The sequence below is a fragment of the Siccirubricoccus soli genome (assembly GCF_024178315.1).
GTDB classification, from domain to species: domain Bacteria; phylum Pseudomonadota; class Alphaproteobacteria; order Acetobacterales; family Acetobacteraceae; genus Siccirubricoccus; species Siccirubricoccus soli.
Window position 1 is genome coordinate 41638 of sequence record NZ_JAMZIK010000057.1, and the last position, 26216, is coordinate 67853.

The 26216-nt window shown below is 71.5% G+C and carries 24 protein-coding genes; 11 read left to right on the forward strand and 13 right to left on the reverse strand.

Translation table 11 applies throughout. The features are described 5' to 3' along the window. Positions 1 to 152: 152 nt before the first annotated feature. A complete protein-coding gene (gene cysG / locus NJ376_RS09590; RefSeq protein ID WP_252953023.1) occupies positions 153 to 1433 on the forward strand; it encodes a siroheme synthase CysG in 1281 nt (426 codons plus the stop codon). On the opposite strand, the gene cnbZ is transcribed toward cysG, so the two are convergent. Further along, on the reverse strand, positions 1434 to 2189 hold the full coding sequence (gene cnbZ, locus NJ376_RS09595) for a 2-amino-5-chloromuconate deaminase CnbZ (protein WP_252953024.1): 756 nt from the start codon (positions 2187 to 2189) through the stop codon (positions 1434 to 1436). A gap of 390 nt (positions 2190 to 2579) precedes the next feature. Between cnbZ and NJ376_RS09600 the strand changes: the two genes are divergently transcribed. Both NJ376_RS09600 and NJ376_RS09605 read left to right on the forward strand, forming a co-directional pair. Next, on the forward strand, positions 2580 to 3455 hold the full coding sequence (locus NJ376_RS09600; RefSeq protein ID WP_252953025.1) for an MBL fold metallo-hydrolase: 876 nt from the start codon (positions 2580 to 2582) through the stop codon (positions 3453 to 3455). 7 nt (positions 3456 to 3462) lie between these two features. Then, positions 3463 to 4224 (forward strand): enoyl-CoA hydratase, encoded by a 762-nt coding sequence (locus tag NJ376_RS09605; protein ID WP_252953026.1) that lies wholly within the window; start codon positions 3463 to 3465, stop codon positions 4222 to 4224. 150 nt (positions 4225 to 4374) lie between these two features. On the opposite strand, the gene NJ376_RS09610 is transcribed toward NJ376_RS09605, so the two are convergent. The 6 genes from NJ376_RS09610 to pqqA are packed head-to-tail and all read right to left on the reverse strand — an operon-like array spanning position 4375 to position 7800. Then, complete coding sequence (locus NJ376_RS09610; protein WP_252953027.1) at positions 4375 to 4605, reverse strand: hypothetical protein; 231 nt, start codon at positions 4603 to 4605, stop codon at positions 4375 to 4377. A 5-nt stretch (positions 4606 to 4610) separates the two neighbouring features. Continuing rightward, positions 4611 to 5744 (reverse strand): pyrroloquinoline quinone biosynthesis protein PqqE, encoded by a 1134-nt coding sequence (pqqE, locus tag NJ376_RS09615; RefSeq protein WP_252953028.1) that lies wholly within the window; start codon positions 5742 to 5744, stop codon positions 4611 to 4613. Next, positions 5741 to 6013, reverse strand: coding sequence for a pyrroloquinoline quinone biosynthesis peptide chaperone PqqD (gene pqqD, locus NJ376_RS09620; protein ID WP_252953029.1), 273 nt, complete (start codon positions 6011 to 6013; stop codon positions 5741 to 5743). The genes pqqE and pqqD overlap by 4 nt, the downstream gene beginning before the upstream one ends. Beyond that, positions 6010 to 6753, reverse strand: coding sequence for a pyrroloquinoline-quinone synthase PqqC (gene pqqC / locus NJ376_RS09625; RefSeq protein WP_252953030.1), 744 nt, complete (start codon positions 6751 to 6753; stop codon positions 6010 to 6012). Before pqqC ends, pqqD begins: the two co-directional genes overlap by 4 nt. Continuing rightward, complete coding sequence (gene pqqB, locus NJ376_RS09630) at positions 6750 to 7679, reverse strand: pyrroloquinoline quinone biosynthesis protein PqqB (protein ID WP_252953031.1); 930 nt, start codon at positions 7677 to 7679, stop codon at positions 6750 to 6752. The genes pqqC and pqqB overlap by 4 nt, the downstream gene beginning before the upstream one ends. A gap of 40 nt (positions 7680 to 7719) precedes the next feature. Beyond that, on the reverse strand, positions 7720 to 7800 hold the full coding sequence (gene pqqA, locus NJ376_RS29265) for a pyrroloquinoline quinone precursor peptide PqqA (protein ID WP_370288139.1): 81 nt from the start codon (positions 7798 to 7800) through the stop codon (positions 7720 to 7722). A 224-nt stretch (positions 7801 to 8024) separates the two neighbouring features. Here pqqA and NJ376_RS09635 point away from each other — a divergent pair, with 224 nt between their 5' ends. From NJ376_RS09635 to NJ376_RS09645, 3 genes are all read left to right on the forward strand, one after another. Further along, positions 8025 to 9059 (forward strand): aspartate-semialdehyde dehydrogenase, encoded by a 1035-nt coding sequence (locus tag NJ376_RS09635; protein WP_252953032.1) that lies wholly within the window; start codon positions 8025 to 8027, stop codon positions 9057 to 9059. Between the two features lie 146 nt (positions 9060 to 9205). Beyond that, positions 9206 to 10423: an NADP-dependent isocitrate dehydrogenase gene (locus tag NJ376_RS09640; RefSeq protein ID WP_252953033.1), complete on the forward strand. Its 1218-nt coding sequence runs from the start codon at positions 9206 to 9208 to the stop codon at positions 10421 to 10423. 150 nt (positions 10424 to 10573) lie between these two features. Beyond that, positions 10574 to 10993, forward strand: a complete 420-nt coding sequence (locus tag NJ376_RS09645; protein ID WP_252953034.1) for a hypothetical protein — start codon at positions 10574 to 10576, stop codon at positions 10991 to 10993. Positions 10994 to 11102: 109 nt separating this feature from the next. On the opposite strand, the gene NJ376_RS09650 is transcribed toward NJ376_RS09645, so the two are convergent. From NJ376_RS09650 to NJ376_RS09665, 4 genes are read right to left on the reverse strand one after another with little or no spacing between them, the layout of a single operon-like run. Continuing rightward, entirely contained in the window at positions 11103 to 12596 is a 1494-nt protein-coding gene (locus tag NJ376_RS09650) for a M81 family metallopeptidase (RefSeq protein ID WP_252953035.1), read from the reverse strand. Positions 12597 to 12599: 3 nt separating this feature from the next. Further along, the gene (locus NJ376_RS09655; protein WP_252953036.1) at positions 12600 to 13841 is read right to left on the reverse strand and encodes an allantoate amidohydrolase; all 1242 of its coding nucleotides are present in this window, start codon (positions 13839 to 13841) and stop codon (positions 12600 to 12602) included. Next, positions 13838 to 15094 carry a Zn-dependent hydrolase gene (locus NJ376_RS09660; RefSeq protein ID WP_252953037.1) on the reverse strand — a complete coding sequence of 419 codons (1257 nt, stop codon included), beginning with the start codon at positions 15092 to 15094 and terminating at the stop codon, positions 13838 to 13840. The genes NJ376_RS09655 and NJ376_RS09660 overlap by 4 nt, the downstream gene beginning before the upstream one ends. Continuing rightward, the gene (locus NJ376_RS09665) at positions 15091 to 16374 is read right to left on the reverse strand and encodes an ArgE/DapE family deacylase (RefSeq protein WP_252953038.1); all 1284 of its coding nucleotides are present in this window, start codon (positions 16372 to 16374) and stop codon (positions 15091 to 15093) included. Before NJ376_RS09665 ends, NJ376_RS09660 begins: the two co-directional genes overlap by 4 nt. A gap of 624 nt (positions 16375 to 16998) precedes the next feature. On the opposite strand from NJ376_RS09665, the gene NJ376_RS09670 reads away from it, so the two are divergent. Beyond that, on the forward strand, positions 16999 to 18036 hold the full coding sequence (locus tag NJ376_RS09670) for a histone deacetylase family protein (RefSeq protein WP_252953039.1): 1038 nt from the start codon (positions 16999 to 17001) through the stop codon (positions 18034 to 18036). Then, positions 18033 to 19022, forward strand: a complete 990-nt coding sequence (locus NJ376_RS09675; RefSeq protein ID WP_252953040.1) for a dipeptidase — start codon at positions 18033 to 18035, stop codon at positions 19020 to 19022. Before NJ376_RS09670 ends, NJ376_RS09675 begins: the two co-directional genes overlap by 4 nt. A 354-nt stretch (positions 19023 to 19376) precedes the next feature. Here NJ376_RS09675 and NJ376_RS09680 read toward each other — a convergent pair whose 3' ends face one another. Next, positions 19377 to 20603 (reverse strand): ABC transporter substrate-binding protein, encoded by a 1227-nt coding sequence (locus NJ376_RS09680; RefSeq protein WP_252953041.1) that lies wholly within the window; start codon positions 20601 to 20603, stop codon positions 19377 to 19379. Positions 20604 to 21017: 414 nt separating this feature from the next. On the opposite strand from NJ376_RS09680, the gene NJ376_RS09685 reads away from it, so the two are divergent. From NJ376_RS09685 to NJ376_RS09695, 3 genes are all read left to right on the forward strand, one after another. Continuing rightward, entirely contained in the window at positions 21018 to 22544 is a 1527-nt protein-coding gene (locus tag NJ376_RS09685) for a YifB family Mg chelatase-like AAA ATPase (RefSeq protein ID WP_252953046.1), read from the forward strand. A 648-nt stretch (positions 22545 to 23192) separates the two neighbouring features. After that, a complete protein-coding gene (ggt, locus tag NJ376_RS09690) occupies positions 23193 to 24911 on the forward strand; it encodes a gamma-glutamyltransferase (protein ID WP_252953042.1) in 1719 nt (572 codons plus the stop codon). Positions 24912 to 25126: 215 nt separating this feature from the next. Continuing rightward, positions 25127 to 25591, forward strand: a complete 465-nt coding sequence (locus NJ376_RS09695) for a CreA family protein (protein ID WP_252953043.1) — start codon at positions 25127 to 25129, stop codon at positions 25589 to 25591. On the opposite strand, the gene NJ376_RS09700 is transcribed toward NJ376_RS09695, so the two are convergent. Next, the coding region (locus NJ376_RS09700) for an oligopeptide/dipeptide ABC transporter ATP-binding protein (protein ID WP_252953044.1) at positions 25558 to 26216 on the reverse strand (659 nt) is incomplete at its 5' end. The genes NJ376_RS09695 and NJ376_RS09700 overlap by 34 nt on opposite strands.

Consider the following 26216-nt stretch of genomic DNA (forward strand, 5'->3'; position numbering starts at 1 on the left):
CAGCCTGCCCTCGGCGGTATTGGAAGGATGCCGCCAGAGTCGGCCATTACACCCATCGGGCCTGAAACTCACACCGGGGTCCGGGGAGGAGTATCCTCCCCGGCGGGGCATGGGGGCAGAGCCCCCTTTTCTCTCCCTGACGGACCATCGCCATGCAGCATTTCCCCGTCTTCCTCGACCTCGCCGGCCGCCTCGCCCTGGTGCTCGGCGAGGGCGAGGTCGCCGCGCGCAAGGCCGCCCTGCTGCGCCAGGCCGGCGCCGAGCTCCGCCTCGCCCCCCGCTTCTCGCCGGAGCTGCTGGACGGCGTCGCCCTGGCGATCGGCGCCAATGCGCCCGAGGCGGAGCTGCAGGCCCTGGCCGAAGCCGCCCGCGCCCGCGGCGTGCCGGTGAACATCGTGGATCGGCCGGCTCTCTGCACCGCCATCCTGCCCGCCATCATCGACCGCGCCCCGGTCACCATCGCCATCTCCAGCGGCGGCGCCGCGCCGGTCCTCGCCCGGCTGCTGCGACAGCGGGTGGAGGCGGTGCTGCCGCCAGGCATCGGCCGCGTCGCCGCCCTGGCGGGGCGCTTCCGGGAAGCGGTGCGCCGGCGCCTGCCGGAGCTCGGCGCCCGCCGCCGCTTCCTCGAGGCCGTGCTGGCCGGGCCGCCGGCGGCGCTGGCGGAGGCCGGGCGGAAGGAGGAAGCCGACCGCGCCTTCGCCGCCGCGCTGGAGCAGGCGGAAACGGTGCCGCAGGGCATGGTGCACATCGTCGGCGCCGGCCCCGGAGCGGGCGATCTCCTCACCCTCCGCGCCCTGCGCCTGCTGGGGGAGGCGGATGTCATCCTGCACGACCGGCTGGGCACCGCGGCGGCGCTGGAGATGGCGCGGCGGGATGCGGAGCGCCTCTGCGTCGGCCCGACCGCCGAGACCGGCGCGCTGATGGTGCGGCTGGCGCGGGAGGGCAAGCGGGTGGTGCGGCTGAAGGGCGGGGATCCGCTGGTCTTCGGCCATGGCACGGAGGAGATGGCGGCGCTGACCGAGGCCGGCATTCCCTGGGCGATCGTGCCGGGCATCACCGCCGCCCTGGCCTGCGCCGCCGGCGCCCGGATTCCGCTGACCGACCGGGAGACGACCCACGCCCTCACCCTGGTCACCGGCCACCGGCGGGTGGTGGGGCCGGCGCTGCACGGGCTGGCCCAGCCGGGCCAGACCCTGGCGATCTACATGCCGATGACGGCGCTGGCGGAGATCTCCGCCGGGCTGGTAGCGGAGGGGCTGGACCCCGCCACCCCCGCCGCGCTGGTGGAGCGCGGCGGCACCCCGGAGCAGCGCGCACTGCACGGCACCCTGCGCAGCTTGGCGGCGGAGGCGCCCCTCTGGGTCACCGAGGGGCCCTGCCTGCTGCTGGTCGGCCCCTCCATCGGGCGCGCCCCGCGCCCGGCCGAGGAGTGATCAGGCCGGGATCACCCGCTCCACCGCCACGCCGCGGACATCCATCTCGTATTCCAGGTTGATCACCGGCGGGCGGCAGAACTGCCAAGTGACGCCATGCCGGCCGGCGCCGCGCCGCACCAGCTCATCGCCCAGGAAGGGGAAGATGTCGTGCACGGTATAGACCTGCACGCCGGTGGCGCTGGCCCAGCCGCCGCCGAGCGCCGCCATGCGCCGTTCCATCTCGCCCAGCACGAATTCCGCCTTGCGGCGCAGCCCCGCCGGGGAGAGGTCGCCGAGGGCGATGGTCTGCTCCTCGTAGCTGCCCTTGCCCTCGGTGCTCTCGCCGCTGCCGGCATTGACGAAGCTCGGCGCCGCGCCGGCTTCGGGCACGGTGTAGCTGAAGGCGTGGAAGCCGGGCTCGGCGGGCGGCATGAGCTCCGGGCAGACATTGCTGCGGGCGACCGGGTTCACGCTGCCCTCCAGGATGCCCCATTCGCCCAGCACCTTGGCGTAGCCGAGGTTGAACTGGCGAAAGCCTTCCTCGGTGAACTGGCCGGGCGAGCGCAGCTCGCAGGCGCAGAAGGCGGTCAGCGGCCGGCCGAGGGATTGGAGATAGGCGGCGATGCGGGCGAAGCCGGCCGCCATCGGCACCGGCTCGGTGAAGCGCACCCGCTCGATGCGGAAGCCGGGCAGCGCGGCGACGCCGGCGGAATACTGGAAGACGGCGGGGATGAAGCGGTAGCCATCCTCCGGCCGGTCCCTGGTCTCGTACATGGCAGCCTCCGCGATGCGATGGCGGCATGGTGCCATTGATTTGGTCCGGCGAAACCCCTGGAGCGCCGAGGCGGTTACACGCCGGCCGTGCTGGCCTGGAACCGTGCGAGCCTTCCGTTCTGCCGTATTTCCGGGGTCGCCGCGCGAGCCGGGGGTGTAGGGGGCCGACCGCCACCCCGGCGAGGAGATAGCCGAAGAGCGGCGGCAGCCGCAGTCACCGGGCCGCGACCCCCAGGGCAAGCGCCAGCGCCAATGCAGCGATCAGGGTTGCGAGCATGGAGGAGCGCGATCCATCCCCGCTTGTAACCCGCGATCGCCCGTTCCGTCAGTGGCTGGCGCTGCCCGCCGGCTTCGCTACCATGCCTCCCGTCCAAGGAGGAGACGGCAAGCATGGCGACCAGCTTCCAGCTCGGCGACCTCACCATCCACCGGATCATCGAGGAGGAACGGCCGCTCTTCGACCCGCTCGAATTCTTCCCGACCCTGACCAAGGAGGTGCTGGAGGAGAACCGGAGCTGGCTGGAGCCGACGAGCATCGACCCCGCCACCGGCAAGCTCATCCTCTGCATCCAGAGCTACATCGTGGAGACGCCGCATCACCGGATCCTCGTGGATACCTGCGTCGGCAACCACAAGGAGCGGCCGACCCGGCCCTTCTGGCACCAGAAGAACGACGCGACCTGGGAGCGCAACCTGGCCGGCGCGGGCTTCCGGCCGGAGGACATCGACTACGTGATGTGCACCCATCTGCATGTCGACCATGTCGGCTGGAACACGCAGCTCAAGGACGGGCGCTGGGTGCCGACCTTCCCGAAGGCGCGCTACATCTTCGGCGAAAGGGAATACGCCTATTGGGAAGCGGAGCATAGGAAGACGCCGAACCCGGTGATCGCCGACAGTGTGCTGCCCGTGGTGGAAGCCGGCCAAGTCGATCTGGTCGCCACCGACCATGCGATGAACGACCATGTGCGGCTGACGCCGACGCCGGGCCACACGCCGGACCACTATGCGGTGGAGCTGGGCAAGGGCGAGACCATCGCCGTGCTGACCGGCGACCTGATCCACTCCCCGCTCCAGGCGCGCTACCCGGAGCTCGGCATGCGGGCCGATGTCGATTCCGCCCAGGGTGCGGTGACGCGGCGGAAATTCCTGGAATGCCATTGCGACAGCGGACGGCTGATGTGCACCGGGCATTTCGCCTCGCCCTCCACCGGGCATTTCACCCGCTGGGGCGACGGCTTCCGCTTCATGCCGGCCTCGCCCTGAGGCGCGCATGGCAGGCGAGATCCGGGTGGCGCGCCAGGGCAACGTGGCGCGCATCACCATCGACCATGCGGCGAAGCTGAACACGCTGAACCCGCCGCTGATGCGGGAGTTCGTGGCCGCCATGGCGGCGCTCTCCGCCGAGGAGGGGCTGGCGGCGGCGGTGCTGACCGGCGCGGGCGAGAAGGCCTTCATCGGCGGCGCCGATATCAGCGTCATGGCCGGACTGGCGGATGGCGGGGCGGCGCGGGAGTTCATCACCCTGGTGCATGGCTGTTGCCAAGCGGTGCGGGACTGCCCGGTGCCGGTCATCGGCCGGCTGAATGGCTGGACTCTTGGCGCGGGGCTGGAGCTGGCCGCGGCCTGCGATCTGCGCATCGCCGCCGACACCGCCCGCTTCGGCATGCCGGAGGTGCGCGTCGGCATCCCCTCCGTGGTGGAGGCGGCGCTGCTGCCCGGGCTGATCGGCTGGGGAAGGACGCGGCGCCTGCTGTTGCTGGGCGAGACGATCGATGCCGCCGAGGCCGCCGAGTGGGGGCTGGTGGAGAAAGTGGTGCCGGGCGCCGCGTTGGATTCGGCGGTGGAGGACTGGCTGCATCTGCTGGGCGAGGCCGGGCCAAGATCGCTCCGGCTGCAGAAGGCGCTGATCCGGCGCTGGGAGGAGCTGCCGATGCGGGAGGCGATCGCCGCCGGCATCGACAGCTTCGCCAGCGCCTGGGAGAGCGAGGAGCCGCGGCGGATGCTCGGGGCCTTTGCCCAGAGGAAGCGTTGAGGGAGGGCTCTGCCCTCCCCCGCCAAGAGCCGAAAGGCTCTTTGGACCCTTAGGTCGGAGGGTTCAGCCGGCTGCTCCAAGCTCATGGTTTCCAAAGGCCCTTCGGCCTTTGGTAGGGGGAGCTCGAGGGGGACAACGTCCCCCTCGAACCTACATCGGCACCCCCTCATCCGGCATCGCCTCCGGCGGCGGCAGGTCGCTCGCCGGCTCGTCGCGCCATTCGCTGCGCTTCCTCATGGCCCGCCGCGCCAGGCAGGCCCCGCCCACGATCCCGGCGCCCACGCCGATTCCGGCCAGGAAGGGTCCTACGGCGGTCATCACAGCGAGGCCGCCCATGGCGGTGCCGGCCATGGCCAGCGGGTTGCAACGCGGCAGGAACATGCGTGTCATCCTTTCACTTTCGTGGCGGAGAATGGCGCAGCCGGCGCCTTCGGCAAGGGCAGGCGGCCCGGCTCGCGATAGGTGAAGCCTTCCGCCGCCCCGGCGGCCTCCGCCACCGCCGCCCCCAGCAACGCATGATGCGGCGAAAGGGCGCAGGCCGGATCGGCCGCGGCGGCGTCGCCGGCCAGGGCGAAAGCCTGGCAGCGGCAGCCGCCCCAGTCGATCTCCGCCCGGGCGCAGCCCCGGCAGGGCGGCGCCATCCAGCCGGTGCCGCGGAAGCGGTTGAAGGCCTCCGATCGCTCCCAGGCCGCCCGCAGGGAGGTCCGGCGCACATCCGGGAAACCGAAGCCCGGCAGGCTTTCCGCCGCATGGCAGGGCAGCACGAGTCCGGCGGGCGAGACCGCCAGGAAGCGCCGCCCCCAGCCGCCCATGCAGGGTTTCGGCCGCTTCGCATGGTAGTCCGGCACCACATAGTCGATGACCAGCCGCCCCTTGAGCGCCGCCCGCGCCGACTCGACCGTTGCTGTTGCGGCTTCGAGTTGCGCCCGGCTGGGCAGCAGCGCGGCGCGGTTGGCCAGGGCCCAGCCGTAATACTGGACATGCGCCACTTCCAGCCGCTGCGCGCCCAGCGCCAAGGCCAGCTCGATCAGCGCCGGCAGCCGGTCCAGGTTCTGGCGGTGGACCACGGCGTTCAGCGTCAGCGGCAGCCCGGCCGCCGTGACCAGCCGCGCCGCCGCCAGCTTCCTCGCATGCCCGCCGGCACAGCCGCCGATCCGGTCGGCGCTCCCGGCCTCGGCGTCCTGCACGGAGAGCTGCACATGGTCGAGTCCGGCGGCGGCCAGCGCCGCCAGCTTCGCCGCATCCAGCAGCACGCCGGCGGTGATGAGGTTGGTGTAGAGCCCCGCCCCGCTCGCCGCCGCCACCAGCGCGGCAATGTCGCGCCGCGCCATCGGCTCCCCGCCCGAGAGATGCACCTGCAGGCAGCCCAGCGCCGCCGCCTCCTCGAACACCCGCGCCCAGGTCGCGGTGTCCAGCTCCGCCCCCGGGCCGGTCAGCGCCACGGGGTTGGAGCAATAGGGGCAGCGCAGCGGGCAGCGATGCGTCAGCTCGGCCAGCAGGGCGAGCGGTGCGGGGATCATCCGCCCGTCACCACGCCCCGGCCATGCAGATCGGTGAAGAGGGCGAGCACATCCGTCTCGATCAGCCCCCGCTCGGCGTCGTAGCGGGCGGCGAGGTCATCGACGATGGCGGCGATGCTGCGCCTGCCGTCCACCAGGCGGAGGATCTCCAGCGCCGTCTCATCCGGCACGAACATGCGTTCGGGCCCCATCACCACCCATTGGCCGCGCGCCCTGTCCTCCCGCAGCTTCATGCCCGGGGCGAAGCGGGGGATGGCACCCGGCGTCATGGCACCGCCTCCGGCCGGAAGGCGCCGGGGGGCGGCAAGCCGGGCGCGACATAGGCGAAATGCAGCGCGTCGAGCTGCACCCAGAGCAGGTCGCATTTGAAGCGCAGCGCCGCCAGCACCTGCTCCTGCTCGGCCCGCATGCGTGCCTCCCGCTTCACATAATCCAGGGCGAAGGCGACATCCTGCGGCGCCTGGCTGAGACGCGGAGTGAAATAGGCCAGCGTCTCCGCCGTGACGAAATCATAGTTGCGCAGCATGCCGGAGACCCGCTCCGAGATGATGTTCGGCGAGAACATCTCGGTCAGGGAGGAGGCCACGGCTTCCAGCACGCTCCGCTCCCGTACGAAACGCACATAGGCATCGACCGCGAAGCGCGTCGCCGGCAACAGCCCCCGTAGGGAGGTGACGTAGTCGCGGTCCAGCCCGAGCCCGTCCGTCAGGCGCAGCCAGCGCTCGACGCCCCCCGGATGCACGCCGTCGCCATCATGGTCCACCAGCCGGCGGCGCCACTCGCGGCGCAGCTCAGGCGTCGGCAGCCGGGCGAGCAGGGAGGCATCCTTCGCGGGAATGCAGGCCTGGTAGTAGTAGCGGTTCAGCGCCCAGGCCTGCACCTGTCCCCGGTTCAGCTGCCCGCCATGCAGCAGGTGATGGAAGGGGTGGTGGATGTGGTAGCGCTCCGCGCCGATGGCACGGAGCCGGTCCTCCAGCTCCTCCGTGGAGAATGGCCGGGCTTCGGTCACAGCGCGATCTCCATCCCGTCCTCCGCCACCTCCCAGCCCGCCGCCTCCACCGCCGCGCGCTCCTCGCTGTCCGCCAGCAGGACGGGGTTGGTGTTGTTCAGATGGATCAGGATGCGGCGGCGGACGCCGAGGCGGGCGAAGGCCGCGAGCACCCCCTCCGGCCCGTCGATGCTCATATGGCCCATGCGCCGGCCGGTCTTCTGGCCGGCGCCGGTGCGGATCATCTCGTCATCCCGCCACAGCGTGCCGTCGAACAGCACGCAATCGGCGCCTTCCAGCCGGGCGGCGAGCGCCGGGGTCATCGCCCTGCAGCCTGGGATGAAGAACAAGGTGGCGCCGCCGGCGGAGAGCGCCAGCCCCACCGTCTCGCCCGCCTCCGCCCGGCCGGGATCGGCTCCGTCCCGCTCCTGGAAGAGGGGCACCTTGCCCGGCACGATGAAGGCTTCCAGCATCAGGCCGAGCGGCTCGCCCCCGCTGCCGACCAGCGCCTCCGCCCGGCCGAGCGGCAGGGTCAGACGCTTCACGAGAGCGCGGTCCAGGGCGCCGAAGATGGGGTTCTCCGCCAGCACCTGCAGCACGGGCGCGGCCGCGTAGAGACTGAAGGCGTGGCGCTCGCGCAGCGTCAGCAGGCCGGTGACGGTATCGATTTCCGCCCCGGTCAGGGCCACGGCGGCGATCGGCGAGTGCCGCAGCACGCCGGGTCCGGGCCGCGGATGCAGGGCCGGCGTCGCCTCGATCTGCGCCCGGAGATCGGGCGAGGCGTTCAGCAGGACCCAGCGCTCGCCATCGGCCGAGACCGCCACCGAGGCCTGAGTGCGCGGCCTCGCCGCCGGGTCGCCCAGCCGGGCGCGGCGACAGGCCGGGCCGGCCGAGTTCCATTGCGGGAACCCGCCGCCGGCCGCGGCGCCCAGGATGATGGCACGCATGGCTCCGCCCGTGGGTGGCCGGCCGGCCAGCCGGCCGGGCTCAGCCGAGTTCGGCGCAGGCGTAGGCGTTGATTTCGAGGGCGAGCGAAATCTCGATCACGCGCGGGGTCTTCCAGGCCATGTTTCCCTCCTCGGCTTTCGTATGCGGGCTCAGGTAATCTGGCCGGGCCGCCGGTCCCGTTCAAGCGGAACCGGCGGCCCGGCCTGGTCGCCGGCATGGGCGCCGGGCAGCCCGGCGCCCCGCTCCGCCGCAAAGCCGCGGAACGCTTGAACCCCGGCCGGGCAGCGCCTAGAGACGCGCCTCCAGCCGCCTCGCGGGCGGCTCCGGTCTTTGAGGAGCAGGTCATGGGCTACAGGGTCGCAGTCGTCGGCGCCACCGGGGCGGTGGGGCGCGAGATGCTGAAGACCCTCGCCGAGCGCGAATTCCCGGTGAGCGAGGTCATCGCCCTCGCCTCGGGCCGTTCGGCGGGGCTGGAGGTCTCCTTCGGCGAGAAATCCGTGCTCAAGGTGAAGAACCTCGAGACCTTCGACTTCAAGGGCGTGGATATCGGCCTGTTCTCCCCGGGCGCCTCGGTTTCCGCCGTGCATGCGCCGCGAGCCGCCGCCGCCGGCTGCGTCGTCATCGACAACACCAGCCAGTTCCGCATGGAGCCGGACATCCCCCTGGTGGTGCCGGAGGTGAACCCGCATCACCTGAAGCAGTTCAGCAAGCGCAACATCATCGCCAACCCGAATTGCTCGACCATCCAGATGGTGGTGGCGCTGAAGCCGCTGCACCTTCTTGCCCGCATCAAGCGGGTGGTGGTCGCCACCTACCAGTCGGTCTCCGGCGCGGGGAAGGAGGCGATGGACGAGCTCTTCAACCAGACCCGCGCGGTCTATGTGAACGACCCCTCGGTGCCGGAGCAGTTCACCAAGCCCATCGCCTTCAACTGCATCCCGCATATCGACAAGTTCATGGATGACGGCTTCACCAAGGAAGAGTGGAAGATGGCCGTCGAGACCCGGAAGATCCTCGACCCCGACATCCAGGTGGTGGCGAGCTGCGTCCGCGTGCCGGTCTTCATCGGCCATTCCGAAGCGGTGCATGTGGAGTTCGAGAGCGAGGTCACCGTGGAGCAGGCCTGGGACGCGCTGCGCGAGGCGCCGGGCGTGCAGCTTGTCGATAAGCGGGAGGATGGCGGCTACGTCACCCAGGTGGACGCCGCCGGCGAGGATTCGGTCTTCGTCAGCCGGCTGCGCCGCGACCCCACCGTGCCGCATGGCCTGGCCTTCTGGTGCGTCTCCGACAATCTGCGCAAGGGCGCGGCGCTGAACGCGGTGCAGATCGCCGAGGCGCTGGTGGAGCAGGGGCTGCTGCGGAAGCCGAAGGCGGCGTAAGCCTCACCCCCAGCGGCGGCGGCGCGAGGGGCAACGTTCCCTCCCCGCCCGGGCTTGCCGCCCATCCGCCCCGATGCGATGGTCCGGCCCCTGATCACCCTTTTCCACCCCCGGCCGCCTGGTCCGGGGCATCGCCGAGGACAGCCATGGCCGCGAAGATCAAGGTGAAGACCCCCGTCGTCGAAATGGACGGGGACGAGATGACCCGCATCATCTGGGGGTTCATCAAGGACAAGCTGATCCTGCCCTACCTTGATATCGACCTGAAGTATTACGACCTCGGCATCCAGAAGCGCGACGAGACCGACGACCAGATCACCGTCGATGCCGCCAACGCCACCAAGCAGTACGGCGTCGGCGTGAAATGCGCGACCATCACCCCGGACGAGGCGCGGGTGAAGGAATTCGGCCTGAAGAAGATGTGGAAGTCCCCGAACGGGACCATCCGCAACATCCTGGACGGCACCATCTTCCGCGAGCCGATCATCTGCCAGAACGTGCCGCGCCTGGTGCCGCACTGGTCGAAGCCGATCGTCGTCGGCCGCCACGCCTATGGCGACATCTACCGCTCGGTGGAGATGAAGGTGCCGGGCGCCGGCAAGGTCGTCATGACCTATGTGCCCGAGGGCGGCCAGCCGCAGGAGATCGGCGAGTTCGCCATGCCGGCGACCGGCGGCGTGGCGATGATGATCCATAACCTGAACAAGTCGATCGAGGGCTTCGCCCGCGCCTCCTTCAATTACGGGCTGCAGCGCAACTACTCGGTCTACTTCAGCCACAAGAACACCATCCTCAAGGCCTATGACGGCAACTTCAAGGACATCTTCCGCAAGATCTACGACGAGGAGTTCAAGGCGGAATACGAGAAGCGCGGCCTGACCTACGAGGACCGGCTGATCGACGACATGGTCGCTTCCGCCCTGAAGTGGGAAGGCGGCTATATCTGGGCCTGCAAGAACTACGATGGCGACGTGGAATCGGACATTGTGGCGCAGGGCTTCGGCTCGCTCGGCCTGATGACCTCCGTCCTGCTCTCCCCGGATGGCAGCACGGTGGAGTCGGAGGCTGCTCACGGCACCGTCACCCGCCACTACCGGGAACACCAGAAGGGCCGCGAGACCAGCACCAACCCGATCGCCTCCATCTTCGCCTGGACCCGCGGCCTCGCCTATCGCGGCAGGTTCGACGGCACGCCGGACGTCACCGCCTTCGCCGAGACGCTGGAGAAGGTCTGCGTGAGCACGGTGGAGAGCGGCCATATGACCAAGGACCTCGCCATCCTCATCAGCAAGGATCAGCCCTGGCTGAACACCCAGGCCTTCCTGGCAAAGCTGGATGAGAACCTGAAGAAGGCGATGGCCTGAGGCCGGTGCCAGGGCGGCGGCCGGACGGCCGCTGCCCGCCAGGGAACCCCCCGCCCGGCCCCGGCCGCGGCGGGGTTTTTCTTGCCGCTTTCGGGCGCGTTATCGCCGATTTAATCCGCCGCGCCGGGCAAAGGGTCTAGGGAGGGGCGCATGCGCCGCCTTCTCCTCGGGCTCCTCCTGCTGCCGATGGCCTGCGCCGAAGCCCCGCCCCTGGATGCGGCGCGGCCGGCGGCCCGGCCACGCATGCTGGCCCGGGCCGCCGATATCGGCGCGCTGGTACGGGCGGCGATGGTCTGCGGCCGGTCCCTGCCCGTCTCCGCCCAGGACCGCGCCGCAAGGCTGGAAACCGCCGCCCTGGCCCTGCGCCAGGAGGAGGCGGGGACGGAAGGGCGCGACGCCTTCCTGCGCAGCATGGAGCCGCCGGCCTTCACCTCCCGCCAGGGCAGCCGCGATCGCCGCGCCTGGTGCAGCGCGCGGGAGGCGGAGATCGCCCGGCTGGAGGCGATGCTGGCGGGGCCGGAGGGCGAGGCGCTGACAGCCGAGGCAGAGCGGTTGGCCCCGCCGGAATAGGTTGAGAGGGGCTTTGCCCCTCCTCACATCGGACGCGGTGCGTCCGGTCCCACCAAAGGCCGAACGGCCTTTGGAAACCATGAGCCCGCTGGCACGAACAGCCGGCCCGCTACCGGTTGGCGCCGGGGCGCAGGCGCAGGCCGGGGCGGAGCTTGGTGAAGGGAAGCACGGCCGGATCGGCCACCACCGGGCCAGGGGCGGCCACGACGATCACCTTCTCCGCGATCGGCTGGAAATGCGCGCGGAAATGCACGCTGCTCTTCAGCGCCAGGATTTTCTGCGCCGCGGGCTCCACGCCGATATGGGTGAACAGCGCCTGGTCCAGCGCCTGCACCTTCCGCGTCACCACGATGACGCGGACGCCGGAGGACACCCGGATCAGCGCCGTCGGGCCGAGATCGATCGGGTTGCCCTTGGACATGGGGCCGGTGCCGGTGAAGCGGCCATCCGTCAGCGCCTCCACCACGGCCGTCACCGCCAGCGGCACGCCATCGCTCTTGCCACCCAAGGAAAGCTGCACAGTGGCGCCCACCCCCGCCGCATGGCAGGCGGCGGCGCTCTCGGCGTCGTTGATCAGGCCGAGCACCGCCCCCTGGGCATCCTGCCGGATCAGCTCCGCCAGCAGGCCCGTGGTGTCGCCATGGCCGCCGCCGCCGGGATTGTCCTGGGTATCGGCCATGACGATGGGACGGCTGGCGCCGCGGGCCAGGGCGATGGCTTCCGCCACCCCTTCCTCCGCGCTGGCGACGCCGCCGGCGAAATCCGGCTCCCGCGCATCCATCCACGTCTTCAGCCCGGCGACGGCCAGCTGCGCCGCCTCCGGCGTCTCGGCATAGGCGGCGATGGCGACGCCGCAGCCGGGGAAATCCGCATAGGGGAAGCCGAAGCAGAAGGCGAGCTCGGCGCAGCCATGCAGCTTTTCCAGCCGCGCCCGCTCCGCCAGCACGTCGGCCATGGGCGAGACCAGGGTGCATTGCATGGTCAGCGGGATGAGGAAGTCGATCTCCGCGAAAGCGCGCGCCCAGGGCCTGCCGCGCTTGATCCGCTCCAGCAGCAGCCGCGAGGCCTGGGCGCCGGCGGGCTTCATGTCCACATGCGGATAGGTGCGGTAGGGCACCAGCGCATCCGCCAGCTCCACCATCCGCCGCGTCATATTGGCATGCGGGTCGAGGCTGACGGTAATGGGCAGCTCCTCCCCCACCACGGCGCGGATGCGGCGCAGCAGCTCGCCCTCGGCATCGTCATGCCCCACCGCCACCATGGCGCCGTGCAGTTCCAGATAGATGCCGTCCAGCGGCGCCTGCTCCAGCGCGTCCGACAGCTCCGCCACCAGCAGCGCGGCGATGCGCTCGAAGGCCTCGGCGGTGACCGGGCCGGCCGGGTTGGCGAAGCACCAGGTCAGCGGCACCAGCTCGGCGCCGGCCGCCTCCAGCACCTCGATGGCGCCGGCGGTGGGGACGCTGGTCGGGCGGATGGTCTCGATCAGCGTCGCGCCGCGCTGCAGCCCGGGGAAGCCGCCGGGTTTGAGGAACTCCCGCCAGCCGGTCGGCAGCGGGGCGAAGGAATGGCTCTCGTGCTGGAAGCCGGCAATGGCGATGCGCATGAATCAACTCGCGGCGTTGGCAGTTTCGATCACGGCCTCCGCCAGCACCCTGAGGCCGATCTCCGCCCAATCGCGGGAGATGGATTCGGTCGGGTGGTGGCTGATGCCGCCATGGCAGGGGATGAAGAGCATGACGGCCGGCATGCGGGACGCTGCGTGATAGGCGTCATGCCCCGCGCCGGAGAGCATGTCGCGGTGCTTCGCGCCATGCCGCGCGGCCGCCGCGCGCAGCCTGGCGGCCAGGGCGGCGTCAAACTCCACCCGCGGGAAGGCCCAGTAGGTCTCGCGCGAGACGGTGACGCGACGGCGCGTGGCAATGGCAGCCCACTCTTCTTCCGCCATGGCCCATAGCGCCTGCAAGGTCCCGGTCAAGGGGTGCCGATAATCCATGGCGAAGCGGGCGCCGCCCGGCACCACGCCATCCGCGCCCGGCTCCACGATCAGGCGGTTGACCGTGCAGCGGCCCTCCGGCGCACGGGCGAGCAGGATGCGCTCGGCGGCGACCATCATCTCGGCCGCCGCCAGCAGCGCGTCCTGGCGCATCTCCATCGGCGTGGTGCCGGCATGGCTGTCCTTGCCGCGCACGCTCACCATGGCACGCTCCGTGGCGAAGCCGCCGGTGACGATGCCGAGATCATAGCCCTCGGCCTCGAGGACCGGCCCCTGCTCGATATGCGCCTCGAAATAGGCGGCGGCATTGCGCAGCGCGGCGGGATCGGCAGGGCCGGCCCAGCCGGTGCGCGCCAGCGCATCGCCATAGCGCTCGCCATCATCGATGGCGCGGCGGTCGAGCACCTCGGCCTCGGACAGCACGCCCATGGCGCCGGCGGCGCCGATCATGCTGGGCGAGAAGCGGCAGCCCTCCTCGCTGGTCCAGTTGACCAGCACGATGGGCGCCTCCGTCACCGTCCCCGCCTCATGCAGCGCATGGAGGATTTCGAGGCCCGCCAGCACGCCATAGGGGCCATCGAATTTCCCGCCCGTCGGCTGGGTGTCCAGGTGGCTACCGACCAGCACCGGCTTGCGCGCGGGGTCCCTGCCCTCCCGCCGCAGCGCCATGTTGCCCAGGCGATCGACGCTGAGTGTCAGCCCGATCTCCTGGCCCCAACGCGCCAGCAGGGCCCGTGCCTCGCCATCCAGGGCGGAGAGCGCCGGGCGGTTGTTGCCGCCCTCCGGCGTGGCGCCGATGCGCGCCATCGCCATCAGGCTGTCCCAGAGCCGGTCGACGGAGAGTGGCAGGTTCATGGCTTGACGAGACCGGCCGCTGCCAGCGCGGCATCCGCCAGCACCTGCATGCCGGCCGTCGCCCATTCCGGCGTGATGCTCTCCGCCTCATTGTGCGAGAGCCCGCCATGGCAGGGGCAGAAGACCATCACCGTCGGCACCTTGCGCGCCATATAGACGGCGTCATGGCCGATGGCGGTCGGCATCTCCTGGTATTTCAGCCCGCGGGCGACGGCGGCGTTGCGCGCATGAGCGACGAGGCCGGCATCGAAGGGCGTCAGCGGCGAGTGCCAGAAGGGGGTGACGGTGGCTGTCACCTTGCGCGCCGCGCTGATCTCGGCCGCCCGCGCCGTCAGCGCCTCGCCCATCCGCGCCAGTGCCTCGGGGTCGCTGTGGCGGAAATCGACGCTGAAGAAGACCCGGCTGGGCGCGACATTGCGAGAGGCGGGATAGACCTCCACCACCCCCACCGTGCCGCGGCCCTTCTCGCCATTCGGCGCCAGGGTCGTCAGCGCGATCTCCTCCACCGCCGCGATCAGCGGCGCCGCCGCCATCATCGCATCCCGCCGCCCGGCCATGGGGGAGCCGCCATGCGCCTCCTCGCCCTCCACCACCACCTCGAACCAGCTCTGCGCCAGGGCATGGGTGACGATGCCGACATCGAGCCCGGCATCCTCCAGCAGCTTGCCCTGCTCGATGTGCAATTCGAGATAGGCGCCGACCTTCTGCAATTCCGCCGGATCGGCGCTGCCCTGCCAGCCGATGCGCTTCAGCTCCTCGCCGAACACCGCGCCGGCGGCGTCGCGCTTGGCCAGTACCTCCGCCTCGGTGAAGATGCCCATGGCAGCGCCGCTGCCCATCATGGGGGGCGCGAAGCGGGCGCCTTCCTCGTTGGTCCAGTTGATGAGCAGCAGCGGCGCCTCGGTCTCGGCCCCCGCCTCATGCAACGCCCGCATCACCTCCAGCCCCGCCAGCACGCCGAGCACGCCGTCGAACTTCCCGCCGGTCGGCTGGGTGTCCAGATGGCTGCCGATGGCGATGGGGGCGCGGGTCGGGTCGCGCCCCTCCCGCCGGAACACCATGTTGCCGAGGCGGTCCACGCTGAGCGTCAGGCCACAGGCCTCGCCCCATTTGCGGAACAGCGCGCGGCCTTCGGCATCGACATCCGTCAGGGTCTGGCGGTTGCTGCCGCCCTTCGGCGTGCCGCCGATCTTCGCCATCTCCATCAGGCTGTCCCAGAGACGTGCTCCGGAAAGCGGCAGATTCGTACTCATCTCTTCTCCACTCCGCACCACTCCGCCATCGCCGATGCGATGGTCCTGGTGATGCCATGCATGCTGTCCAGCCCGACATTCTCGTCGATGCCGTGGATATCGACCGCATCCGGCCCGAAGCAGGCGACGGGCGTCCCCTGATAGAGCTGGAAGAAGCGGCCATCGGTCAGGCCCGTCGCCGGGTAGTCGCGCAGCGTGCCACCAGTCGCCTCGGCGTGGCTGCGCCGGGCCAGCTTCACGATCTCGGCCTCGGTGTCGAACAGGCAGGGATCGGCCATGAAGCCCTTGAACTCCAGCTTCACCTGCGCGCCGCGCAGCCTCTCATGCCGTTTCGCCTGTTCCACGATGCGCTCGATATCGGCCCTGGTCTGCGCCGCCGTGGTGCCGAGCATCACCCCGACGCGCAGCCCGATGCGGCAGCGCGTGGCGACGCTGCTGTTCCACTCCCCGCCCTCGATGGTGCCGAGATTGACGTTCACCGGGTGGTTGTTGCCGTGGAAGGCCGGGTGGATCCGCTCCGCCCGGTTCATCTCCGCCTCATACGTCTTGAAGGCAGCGGCGATGATGCTGGCGGCCTCGATGGCGTTCAGCCCGGCCTGCATCTCCCGCACATGCGCCGGCCGGCCGCTGACCGTGACCCAGGCCCAGACGACGCCGACTTCCGCGGTGTAGAGCGCCTCCACCCCCGGCCCCGGCTCCGGGATGATGACAGCATCGGGTTTCGGCAGGGCGAGCATGGTGGCCAGGGCGCCATTGCCGCTGCATTCCTCCTCGATCACCGCCTGCAGCTGCACTTCGGCGGCCGGCTGCAGCCCGGCCAGGGCGAAGGCCCTGAAGGCCGCGCAGTAACTGACGATGCCGGCCTTCATGTCGCCGGCGCCGCGGCCATAGATGCGGCCATTGCGGATCGATGGCTCATAGGGCGGCGTTTCCCACATATCGGCCGCGCCCTCTGGCACCACATCCACATGGCCCTGCAGCGCCAGGCTCCGGCCCTTCGCCGCGCGCGGACGATGGATCGCCGCCACATTGTCCCGCCCTTCATAGGGAATGAGCGGCGGCGAAAAGCCGGGATGGTCGCGCAGCTTCTCCGGCTCCACCGGTATGCGCTGCGGCGCGAGGCCCAGCCCCTCATAGATCCGCGCCATCTCGTTCAGCGCCGAGGCCTCGTTACCCAGGGTGGAGGGGCAGCGGACCAGGCGGGAGAGGGTCTCCACTTCCCAGTCGCGCAGCGAATCGACCGCCTCCAGGATGGCGCGGCGCGCCCCGTGGTCCAGCATTTCCGTCCCTCGCTATCTTGCCGGCGGAGTCCAACCGCTTCCGGGGAGCCTGTCCAGCAAATGCCGCGTCGGGGCGTGCCGCGACGCGGCTGGCACCATGGCCAGCGGCGCCTGCCACACTGCGCGGCAGCACCGCATGGCGGTGGCGCAGCCGGCGGCGCCCGCCATAGCGGCGGCGCCACGCGCGATGCGCCTCGCCGCGGTGCCGTGCCGGTACCGGCTCTGTCGGATCAGCGTCAGCGCCTGCCTCCGCCTGGCCGCGCTTGCCGCATCGGCCATCGCTCCCACCGAGGCCCAGGACAGCCCACTGCCGCGGAACCTGCGGCCGGCGATCGAGACAGGGTGCTGCCTGTCCATGTTCCCCCGCAGCATCAGCAGCCCAGCCTTCAGCACCGTGACCGGGAGCGCGCCGCGCCATGGGCGCGCAGCGGCATGGGCCTTGCTGCAGCGGCCATCGGGCCTCGTTGCGGGATCTGCATTGCCACTCCCCGGTGTTGGGGGCCCGCCTTGATGGCCGCCTTCCCAAGGGAGAGGGAACGCGACCACCACCAGCCGGCCTGCCCTGAGCATGCGAATACCGTGCCGGGTGTTCCCGTAGCGCGCGGCAAAGGCTAGCCTATACGGATGCGCGCCTTCTTCCATCCGGACCAGCGGCTGCACACGCCGCGCTTCTTCCTCATGCGCGGCCAGATCCGGCCGAATTTCGAGGTCCCTCCGCGCACCGAGGCGCTGCTGGAGGGGCTCGCGGCGCTGCGCCTGGTGCCGGAGACGCCCGCCCTGCCCTCGCGCACCCTGCTCGAGACCGTGCACGCGCCGGACTATCTCGACTACCTGGCGGGCGCCGCCGCCGCCTGGGCCGCCCTGCCAGATGCGGGGCCTGAAGTGGTGCCCAATATGCACGCGACGGCCGACGCGCTCGCCAACGGTGCGCGCCGGCCGGAGAGCATTGTCGGCCAGGCCGCCTGGTACAGCGCGGACAATGCCTGCCCGATCGGCCCCGGCACCTGGGAAGCCAGCCTCGCCGCCGCCGGCACCGCCCTGGCCGCGGCGGCGGAGGCGGCGGCCGGCCGCACCGCCTATGCACTCTGCCGCCCGCCCGGTCACCACGCCTACCGGGCACGGGCGGGCGGCCATTGCTACCTCAACAACACCGCGCTGGCGGTGGAGGCGCTGCGGCGCGCCGGGGCGAAGCGCATCGCGACAATCGACATCGACAGCCACCACGGCAACGGCACCCAGGGCCTCTTCTGGGAGGATGGCGGGGTCTTCACCTTCTCCGTCCATGGCGACCCGCACCGCTACTACCCTTTCTTCACCGGCCATGCCGAGGAGCGCGGCGCCGGCGCGGGCGAGGGGCTGAACCTCAACGCCCCCCTCCCCTTCGGCACCGGCGACGAGGCCTGGCTGGAGGCCATCCGCAGCGGCATCGCCGCGGCGCAGCGCTTCGGCGCGGAGGCGCTGGTGGTCTCCCTCGGCTTCGATGCCAGCGAGCATGAGCCGCTGAACGCCCTCTCCGTCACGGCCGATGGCTTCGCCCGAGCCGGCGCCCTGCTGGGCAGCATGAAGCGGCCGACGGCGATCATTCAGGAAGGTGGCTATTGCGTCGACTGGCTGGGGCGGCTGCTGGAACGCTTCCTCGCCGGCTGGGGAGAGGCGGCATGAGCCTCCTCACCCTCGACACCCATGTCGATATCCGCTGGCCGGAGCCGCCCGACCCGCTGACGGAATCCACCCAGCAGGTGGATTTTCCGAAGATGGCGCGGGGCGGGATGCAGGCCGCCATCTTCATCGCCTATGTGCCACAGGGGAAGCGGGACGCAGCCGGCCATGCCGCCGCGGCGGAGCGGGCCGAGGCGATGCTGCGCCACATCCGCGCCCGCGCCGATGGCATGGCGCGCCGCTTCTGCACCACGCCCGAGGAGCTGGAAGCCTGCCACGCGGCCGGCGCGCTCGGCGTGCTCTCGGCGGTGGAGAACGGCTATGCCATGGGCCATGACCTCGGCGCGCCGGCGCGCTGGCGGGCCCTCGGCGCCTGCTACCTGACGCTGACGCATGACGGGCATAACGACCTCTCGGACAGTGCGCGGCCGAAGCCGGCGCTGGGCGACGTGCCGGAGGAGCATGGCGGCCTCTCCCCGCTCGGCCGGCAGGCGATCGCGGCGCTGAACGCGGCCGGGATGCTGGTGGATGTCTCCCATGTCTCGAAGCGCGGCATGCTGCAGGCGGCGGATCTCTCCCGCGCCCCGATCGTCGCGACCCACACCGCCTGCCGCGCCCTCTGCGACCACCCGCGTGGCATCGATGACGAGCAACTGGACGTACTGAAGGCCGTCGGCGGCCTGGCGCAAATCACCGCCGTTCCCGCCTTCCTTCGCCGCATGCCGGATGGCGAGAAGAACCCGGCCAGCGTCGAGGACATGGCGGCGCATGTCGATCACGCCGTGCGCCGCATCGGCATCGAGCATGTCGGGGTCAGCTCCGATTTCGATGGCGGCGGCGGCGTCATCGGCTGGCGCGATGCCTCGGAGACGAACGGGCTGACGGTGGCGCTGCGCGCCCGCGGCTATGGCGAGCGGGAGCTGGGGCTGCTGTGGAGCGGGAATTTCCTGCGGCTCTGGCGGCAGGCGCTGGCACTCGCCGCGCGGTAGCCGCCGCGGCGGCTGGCCATTTCCCTTCCGCTTGGGCGCAGCGTCCTCGACAAAGGGCCGCGACAGCCGCGGGACCGCCCGGGTGGTCCGTTGATGCATCCCGCTCCGGCGGCCCGCGCCGTTCCGTAGACCGGCTTGACGAGGCCGGCAGCCCTGACGAGCCGGCTGGCGCATCTGGCGCGGTGACGCCCCGCCAGGCCGGCCCGGGGCCGCTCCCTGACCGGCCCCATGCCGGCCACGCGACCGACCGATCCACAGGCATGCGGCCGGCAAGTCTTTGAGTCCGGCGCGCCACCGCCACGCCAACCCTGCGCGCGATACCCAGCCCGGAACCTCGGCACGTTCCGCTGGGCATCAGCTTCGCGCGTAGGGGCAGCCGCCCTCCGATACAGGCCGGAACGCCTCCTCCGCCGGAGTGGTGGCCACCAGCTTCAGGTAGTCCCAGCCGCCGCGGCTCTCGGCCGGGGCCTTGGCCTGGAACAGATAGGTGGGGTGCAGCTTCCGCCCATCCTCCCGCCCCCGGCCGGGGCCGAAGGCGTCGGCATCGGTCGGCATCGCCTTCATCGCCTGCACCGCCTCAAGCCCCGAAGCCTTCGCCCGTGCCGGGCCGATGGCGGCTGCCGCCTTCAGGTAGTGCAGCACCACGGAATAGCACTGGAACTGCACGCTGTTCGGCCAGTGGCCGTTCGGCAGTTTCGGCTGCAGCCGGGACGTCAGCGCCCGGGTCCGGTCATTCAGGTCCCAGTAGCTGCTCTCCGTCAGCGTCAGCCCCTGCGCCGAATGCAGGCCCAGCGTGTGGACGTCCACGATGAAGCCGATCATGGCGGCCACCCGGATGTTGCGCCCGGCCAGACCGAATTCCTGCCCCTGCTTCACGCAATTGATCATGTCCGTGCCGGCATTGCACAGTGCGATGACATCCGGCCGCGTCGCCGCGGCGGAGACGAGGAAGGAGGAGAAATCGGTCGTCGTCGGGAAGGGATAGACGGAGGCGCCGACCACCTCGCCGCCGAAGCTCCGCACCACCCGCGTCACCTCCCGCTGCACCGAATGGCCGAAGGCGTAGTCGGCGGTGATGCAGTACCAACGCTTCGCCCCCGCCTTGGCCAGCGCCCCACCGGTGGAACGGGCATTGGCCCAGCTATCGGTGGTCCAGTGCACGGTGTTGGGACCGCATTGCGGGCCGGTGATGTCCACCGAGGCGCCGCCGCTGTTGAGCTGGACCTTGTTCTTTTCCCGCGCCAGCCCGTTCAGCGCCAGGGCGATGGCGCTGTTGTTCACGTCCGTCACCGCGTCCACCTCCTCGCGGTCGAACCATTGGCGGACGATGTTCAGCCCGACATCGGCCTTGTTCTGGTGGTCGGCCTGCAGGATCTCCACCCGGAGGCCGGCAGAGGCGGCAAAATCCTGCACCGCCTGGCGGGCGGCGGCGACGCAGCCCGGTCCGCTGATGTCGCGATAGGGGCCGGACATGTCCGTCATCACGCCGATGCGGATCACCGGCGCCTGCGCCCGGGCCCGCCCTGCACCACCGATGGCCGCCGCGCCGAGCGCCAGCGCGCCCCGCCTCGAGAAGTCCATACGTTCGCCTCCCTTCCTGTTCTGGCCCTGCAGGGCCGGCCTGACGGTCCGCGGCATGGCATTGTCGACGCGGCCACCGGTCTCATTGCTTGCATTCCCCGCCGCTCCCGCACGGGCCAGATCCGGCCGCAGGGGAAGGCAGGTGATCAGGCTGGAACGGATGCCGGCCCGGATTCAAGCGTGGCATGACAAGCGGGGCCTAAGGCCTGTTAGGGAATGGGCCTTGGGGCGGTCTGGCGGGTCTTTTTCGCACCGGGGGCGTCGGCCGGCTTGCCAAGGCAACCAGCCTTGGCTGCGCCGCCCTCCTGCCCAGCGCACAAGATCCCTCGCCAGCCCTCCGTCTCGCCCAGTCCCTAACAGGCCCTAGGCGTCCATTGGTTGATGCGGCATCGTATCTTCGCTATCTGCCGGGTCATGAACCTGGCCCGCATCGCCACCTTCGCCTTCTCGGGCATCGAGGCCATGCCCGTGGAGGTGCAGGTACAGATCGCCCCCGGCCTGCCCGCCTTCCTCATCGTCGGCCTGCCTGACAAGGCGGTGGCGGAATCGCGGGAAAGGGTGCGAGCGGCCATGGCCGGCATGGGCCTCTCCCTGCCGCCGCAGCGCGTGCTGGTGAACCTGGCGCCGGCCGATATCCCGAAGGAAGGCTCGCATTTCGACCTGCCCATCGCGCTGGCCGTGCTGGCGGCGATGGAGGTGCTGCCGCGGGAGGAGATCGCAGGCTATGCCGCGCTCGGGGAGTTGTCGCTCGACGGCAGCATCCAGCCGGTGGCCGGGGTGCTGCCGGCGGCCCTTGGCGCCTCCGCCCGCGACCTCGGCCTGATCTGCCCGGGCGCGCAGGGCGGGGAGGCCGCCTGGGCCGGGCGGATGGAGGTGCTGGCGGCGCCCGACCTGCCCGCCCTGCTGAACCATTTCCGCGGCCTGCAGGTGCTGAGCCCGCCGGAGCCGCCATCGCCCGCGGCGACCGCCCCCCGCGGCCCCTGCCTCTCCGAGGTGAGGGGACAGGAGACGGCGAAGCGGGCGCTGGAGATCGCCGCGGCCGGCGGCCACAACCTCCTCATGATCGGCCCGCCCGGCGCCGGCAAATCCATGCTGGCGGCGCGGCTGCCCAGGCTGCTGCCCGATCTCAGCGCCGCCGAGGCGCTGGAGGTCAGCATGGTGCATTCCGTCGCCGGGCTGCTGCGCGATGGCCGGCTGGTGACTCGCCCGCCCTTCCGGGAGCCGCATCATTCGGCCAGCCAGCCGGCGCTGATCGGCGGCGGCAACCGGGCGAAGCCGGGGGAGATCAGCCTGGCCCATCTCGGCGTGCTGTTCCTGGATGAGTGGCCGGAATTCCCCCGCCCGGCCCTGGAAGCCCTGCGCCAGCCGATGGAGACGGGCCGCGCCAGTATCAGCCGCGCCAATGCCCACATCACCTATCCGGCGCGCTTCCAGTGCATCGCGGCGATGAATCCCTGCCGCTGCGGCTATCTGGGGGAGGCCGGGCGGGAATGCGGCAAGGCGCCGCGCTGCGGCGAGGAGTATCAGGGCCGGCTCAGCGGCCCGCTGCTGGACCGCATGGACCTGACGGTGGAGTTGCGGCCGGTGCCGATCGCCGAGCTCTCCCGCGCCCCTGCGGGCGAGACCAGCGCGATGGTGGCAGAGCGGATCGAGGCGGCCAGGGCATTGCAGCGGGCACGCTACGGCGCCGACGGCCCGCGCTGCAATGCCGCCGCCGATGACGCGGCGCTGGAGTCGGGCCTGATGGCGGAGCGGGCGGCGCGCGAGCTGGCGGAGCAGGCCGCGGAGCGGCTGCGGCTTTCGGCGCGCGGCTTCACCCGCACCCTGCGCGTCGCCCGCACCATCGCCGACCTGGCCGCCAGCGAGACGGTGCAGCGGGCGCATGTCGCGGAGGCGCTGGCCTTCCGCAACCGCGGCCTGGCCCGGGTGGCGGCCGGCTGAAGCACGACCGCAGGCGGTGCGGCCAGCCGCAGGTGTGAATGCCGCGACCAGTCGATGCCGCAGCGGGATGGGTGGGCATGCGGCGTCGGCGCTGTCATGTTGGGGCCGGGAGCAGGGAGAGTGCGGCGGGTGAAAGCGGGAATCGGCGTGGTGGAACTCCTGCTCGGGGCGGCCTCATGCCGATGGCCTGGCACATCACCCTGGCGGGGCACCGCAGGATTGCCGATCCGGTCTCCCTGCCCCGCGCCACAGCACCATACCTCCGGTTGCGGGAGCGATCGTCCATACGCGGCCGCAGGCGAAGGCCACGCCGCCAGTGGCATGGGGCGCGGCGGCGCGGATCATAGGCGGCCAGTCGCCGGCCTTGCGCCGCCCGGCCATGCCGGGGCTTCCCTGCTGCATGGCGGCAGGCTGGGCCGGCCATCGCGCCTGCCGTCCCGCATCGGCCAGCACCAGGGCGGGCCGGCGCCGCGGCCCGCCCTGGCCCGCCTGATGCCTGGTGCCATGCCATACCGGCCCCCGCCTGGCGGGCCGGCCATCCTGGCGCCGCGCCCGGCGGCCCCCGAGGAAGCGGTCGCGACGGTTGCCAGCGCGGTACCGGAGATTGCCGGTCAACCGGACGCTCCGGCCGGATGGACCGCTTCCTTTATGGCACGGCCCACCACATGGCGGCGCCGTGCGGCGGCAGGGGCGTGGCTGCTGCTGCTCCTCGCCCTTGCCCCGGCGCAGGCCCAGGCCCAGGCGCAGCGCCAGATGGTCGCCGCCGCGCACCCCATGGCCGCGGAAGCCGGCATGGCCATGCTGCGCGCCGGCGGCACGGCGGTGGATGCCGCCATCGCCACCCAGGCCATGCTCGGCCTGGTGGAGCCGCAATCCTCCGGCCTCGGCGGCGGCGCCCTGGCGCTGCACTGGGACGCCGCGACACGCCAGCTCAGCGCCTGGGACGGGCGGGAGGTGGCGCCCGCCGCCGCCCCGCCCAACCTTTTCCTGAAGGACGGCCAGCCCATGGGCTTCCTCGCCGCCGCCATTGGCGGCCGCGCCGTAGGCGTGCCGGGGACCATGCGGATGCTGGAGGCGCTGCACCAGGCCCAGGGCAGGCTGCCCTGGGCGGAACTCTTCGCTCCCGCCATCGCCGCGGCGGAGAAGGGCTTCGAGGTCAGTCCCCGCCTCGCCGCCCTCATCGCCCAGGAGGCCGCGCATCTGCAGCAGGACCGCGAAGCCCGCGCCCTGTTCCTGCCGGACGGCAAGCCGCTCGCCGCCGGCGCCACGCTGCGCAACCCGGCCTATGCCGCGACGCTCCGCGCCATTGCCGAACAGGGGGCGGAGGCGCTGCATCGTGGGCCGATCGCCGCCGAGATCGCCGCCGCCATCCGTGCCCACCCCAACCCCGGGCTGATGACGACGGACGACCTGGCCGGCTACGCGCCGAAGCGGCGCGAGGCGCTCTGCGGCCCCTATCGCGGCGTCACCGTCTGCGGCTTCCCGCCGCCCTCCTCCGGCGGCGCCACGGTGCTGCAGATCCTCGGCATCCTGTCGCACCAGAATCTCGCGGACCTCGATCCGCGCGGGCTGGACGCGGCGCATCTGCTGGGCGAGGCGGGGCGCATCGCCTTTGCCGACCGCAACCGCTACTTGGCGGATGCCGACCAGGTGCCGGTGCCGCTGCGCGGGCTGCTGGACCCCACCTACCTGCTGATCCGCGCCCAGCTCCTCGACCGCGACCGCGCCCTGGCGGAGCCGCGCGCCGGCAATCCGCCCTGGCAGGCGGGCCCGCCGCCGGCCAGCCAGCCGCCGCAGCCGGAGAGCGGCACCAGCCATGTCTCCATCGTCGATGCGGCGGGCGATGTCCTGGCCCTGACCACCACCGTCGAGGACCTGTTCGGCGCCAGGCTGATGGTGCGCGGCTTCTTCCTGAACAATGAGCTGACCGATTTCTCCTTCCTGCCGGAGGTGAACGGGCGGCCGGTGGCGAACCGCGTGGGGCCGGGCAAGCGGCCGCGCTCCTCCATGTCCCCCACCATCGTCTTCGGCGCGGACGGGCAGCCAATGCTGGTGCTCGGCTCGGCCGGCGGCTCCCGCATCATCGGCCATGTGGCGCAGACGCTGGTGGCGGTGCTGGATTGGGGGATGGAGCCGCAGGCCGCCGTCTCCCTGCCCCGGGTCGGTGCGCTGAATGCGGGGCTGGAGCTGGAAGCCGGCACCGCCGCCGCCGGGCTGGCGCCGGCGCTGGAGGCGCGCGGCTTTCCGGTGGAGCTGCGGACCATGACCTCCGGGCTGCATGTCATCCGCATCCTGCGGGGGCCGGAGGGGGTGCGGTTGCAGGGCGGGGCGGATCCGCGGCGTGAGGGCGTGGCACTGGCGGATTGAGGAAGGGCTCTGCCCTTCCTCAACCTCCATCCCGCCAAGGGCCGAAGGGCCCTTGGAACCCTTGAGCCGGCTCTTTGAACCCGCGAGGCTCAAACTCATGGTTTCCAAGGGCCCTTCGGCCTTTGGCAGGGGGTCAAGGGGGACAGCGTCCCCCTTGCCGGGTGGAACCCCCGCCACCCCACCCGCGTCATTCCCGCAACAACCGGAGCCTCGCCATGCGCCTCGCGCCGCTCGCCGCCCTGCTCCTCCTTGCCGCCCCTGCCATGGCGCAGGAGACGAAGGAGATCGGCCATGTGAACACCGCGCTCACCAATCTCGGCCTGACGCGCAGCCACCGCGTGGTGATCGAGCGCTTCGACGACCCGGAGGTGCAAGGCGTCTCCTGCTACATCTCCCAGGCGCGCACCGGCGGGCTTTCCGGCATGGTCGGACTGGCCGAGGACCCGGCGCGCTTCTCCCTCTCCTGCACCGCCACCGGCCCGGTGCGCGTGGCGGAGGGCGCCCGGCGCGGCGAACGCGGCGAGCGGGTCTATGAGAGCGACACCAGCCTGTTCTTCAAGGAAACCCGCGTCCACCGCTTCCTCGACGAGGAGCGCGGCGTGATCATCTACATGGCCTGGTCCACCAAGCTGGTGGATGGCTCGCCCTACAACGCCGTCGCGGTGGTGCCGATCCGCTGAGCCGTGCCGGCCGGGGCCGGCGGCGGGTCCCGCCCCTCCTCCACCGCATGGCAGGCGGCGATGGTCGCGGGCTGGCCCCGCGGCGGCAGCAGCTTCGGCATCTCCGCCTTGCAGCGGTCATTCGCCAGCGGGCAGCGCGGATGGAAGGGGCAGCCGGAGGGCGGGCTGATCGGGCTCGGCACCTCGCCACCGACCGGGATGCGCTGCCGCCCGGTCATCTCCAGGTCCGGGATCGCCTCCATCAGCGCCCGGGTATAGGGGTGGCGCGGCGCGGTGAAGAGCGTCTCGGCATCCGCCAGCTCCACCAGCCGGCCGAGATACATCACCCCGATGCGGTCGCTGACCTGCCGGACCACGGCCAGGTTATGGCTGATGAAGAGATAGGTGAGGCCGAGCCGCGCCTGGAGGTCCTTCATCAGGTTCAGGATCTGCGCCTGGACGGAGACGTCGAGCGCCGCGGTCGGCTCGTCGCAGACCAGGAATTCCGGGTTGGAGGAGAGCGCTCGCGCGATGGAGATGCGCTGCCGCTGGCCGCCGCTGAACTCATGCGGATATTTCTCGCCGTCCAGCGGCGAAAGCCCGACCTGGGCCAGCAGCTCCGCCACCCTCGCATGCCGCGCCGCCT

Bases quoted from the DNA above. Each gene is read 5' to 3' on its own strand.
- cysG (WP_252953023.1), top strand. From the start codon at position 153: ATGCAGCATTTCCCCGTCTTCCTCGACCTCGCCGGCCGCCTCGCCCTG.
- cnbZ (WP_252953024.1), bottom strand. From the start codon at position 2,189: ATGTACGAGACCAGGGACCGGCCGGAGGATGGCTACCGCTTCATCCCC.
- NJ376_RS09600 (WP_252953025.1), top strand. From the start codon at position 2,580: ATGGCGACCAGCTTCCAGCTCGGCGACCTCACCATCCACCGGATCATC.
- NJ376_RS09605 (WP_252953026.1), top strand. From the start codon at position 3,463: ATGGCAGGCGAGATCCGGGTGGCGCGCCAGGGCAACGTGGCGCGCATC.
- NJ376_RS09610 (WP_252953027.1), bottom strand. From the start codon at position 4,605: ATGTTCCTGCCGCGTTGCAACCCGCTGGCCATGGCCGGCACCGCCATG.
- pqqE (WP_252953028.1), bottom strand. From the start codon at position 5,744: ATGATCCCCGCACCGCTCGCCCTGCTGGCCGAGCTGACGCATCGCTGC.
- pqqD (WP_252953029.1), bottom strand. From the start codon at position 6,013: ATGACGCCGGGTGCCATCCCCCGCTTCGCCCCGGGCATGAAGCTGCGG.
- pqqB (WP_252953031.1), bottom strand. From the start codon at position 7,679: ATGCGTGCCATCATCCTGGGCGCCGCGGCCGGCGGCGGGTTCCCGCAA.
- pqqA (WP_370288139.1), bottom strand. From the start codon at position 7,800: ATGGCCTGGAAGACCCCGCGCGTGATCGAGATTTCGCTCGCCCTCGAA.
- NJ376_RS09635 (WP_252953032.1), top strand. From the start codon at position 8,025: ATGGGCTACAGGGTCGCAGTCGTCGGCGCCACCGGGGCGGTGGGGCGC.
- NJ376_RS09640 (WP_252953033.1), top strand. From the start codon at position 9,206: ATGGCCGCGAAGATCAAGGTGAAGACCCCCGTCGTCGAAATGGACGGG.
- NJ376_RS09645 (WP_252953034.1), top strand. From the start codon at position 10,574: ATGCGCCGCCTTCTCCTCGGGCTCCTCCTGCTGCCGATGGCCTGCGCC.
- NJ376_RS09650 (WP_252953035.1), bottom strand. From the start codon at position 12,596: ATGCGCATCGCCATTGCCGGCTTCCAGCACGAGAGCCATTCCTTCGCC.
- NJ376_RS09655 (WP_252953036.1), bottom strand. From the start codon at position 13,841: ATGAACCTGCCACTCTCCGTCGACCGGCTCTGGGACAGCCTGATGGCG.
- NJ376_RS09660 (WP_252953037.1), bottom strand. From the start codon at position 15,094: ATGAGTACGAATCTGCCGCTTTCCGGAGCACGTCTCTGGGACAGCCTG.
- NJ376_RS09665 (WP_252953038.1), bottom strand. From the start codon at position 16,374: ATGCTGGACCACGGGGCGCGCCGCGCCATCCTGGAGGCGGTCGATTCG.
- NJ376_RS09670 (WP_252953039.1), top strand. From the start codon at position 16,999: ATGCGCGCCTTCTTCCATCCGGACCAGCGGCTGCACACGCCGCGCTTC.
- NJ376_RS09675 (WP_252953040.1), top strand. From the start codon at position 18,033: ATGAGCCTCCTCACCCTCGACACCCATGTCGATATCCGCTGGCCGGAG.
- NJ376_RS09680 (WP_252953041.1), bottom strand. From the start codon at position 20,603: ATGGACTTCTCGAGGCGGGGCGCGCTGGCGCTCGGCGCGGCGGCCATC.
- NJ376_RS09685 (WP_252953046.1), top strand. From the start codon at position 21,018: ATGAACCTGGCCCGCATCGCCACCTTCGCCTTCTCGGGCATCGAGGCC.
- ggt (WP_252953042.1), top strand. From the start codon at position 23,193: ATGGCACGGCCCACCACATGGCGGCGCCGTGCGGCGGCAGGGGCGTGG.
- NJ376_RS09695 (WP_252953043.1), top strand. From the start codon at position 25,127: ATGCGCCTCGCGCCGCTCGCCGCCCTGCTCCTCCTTGCCGCCCCTGCC.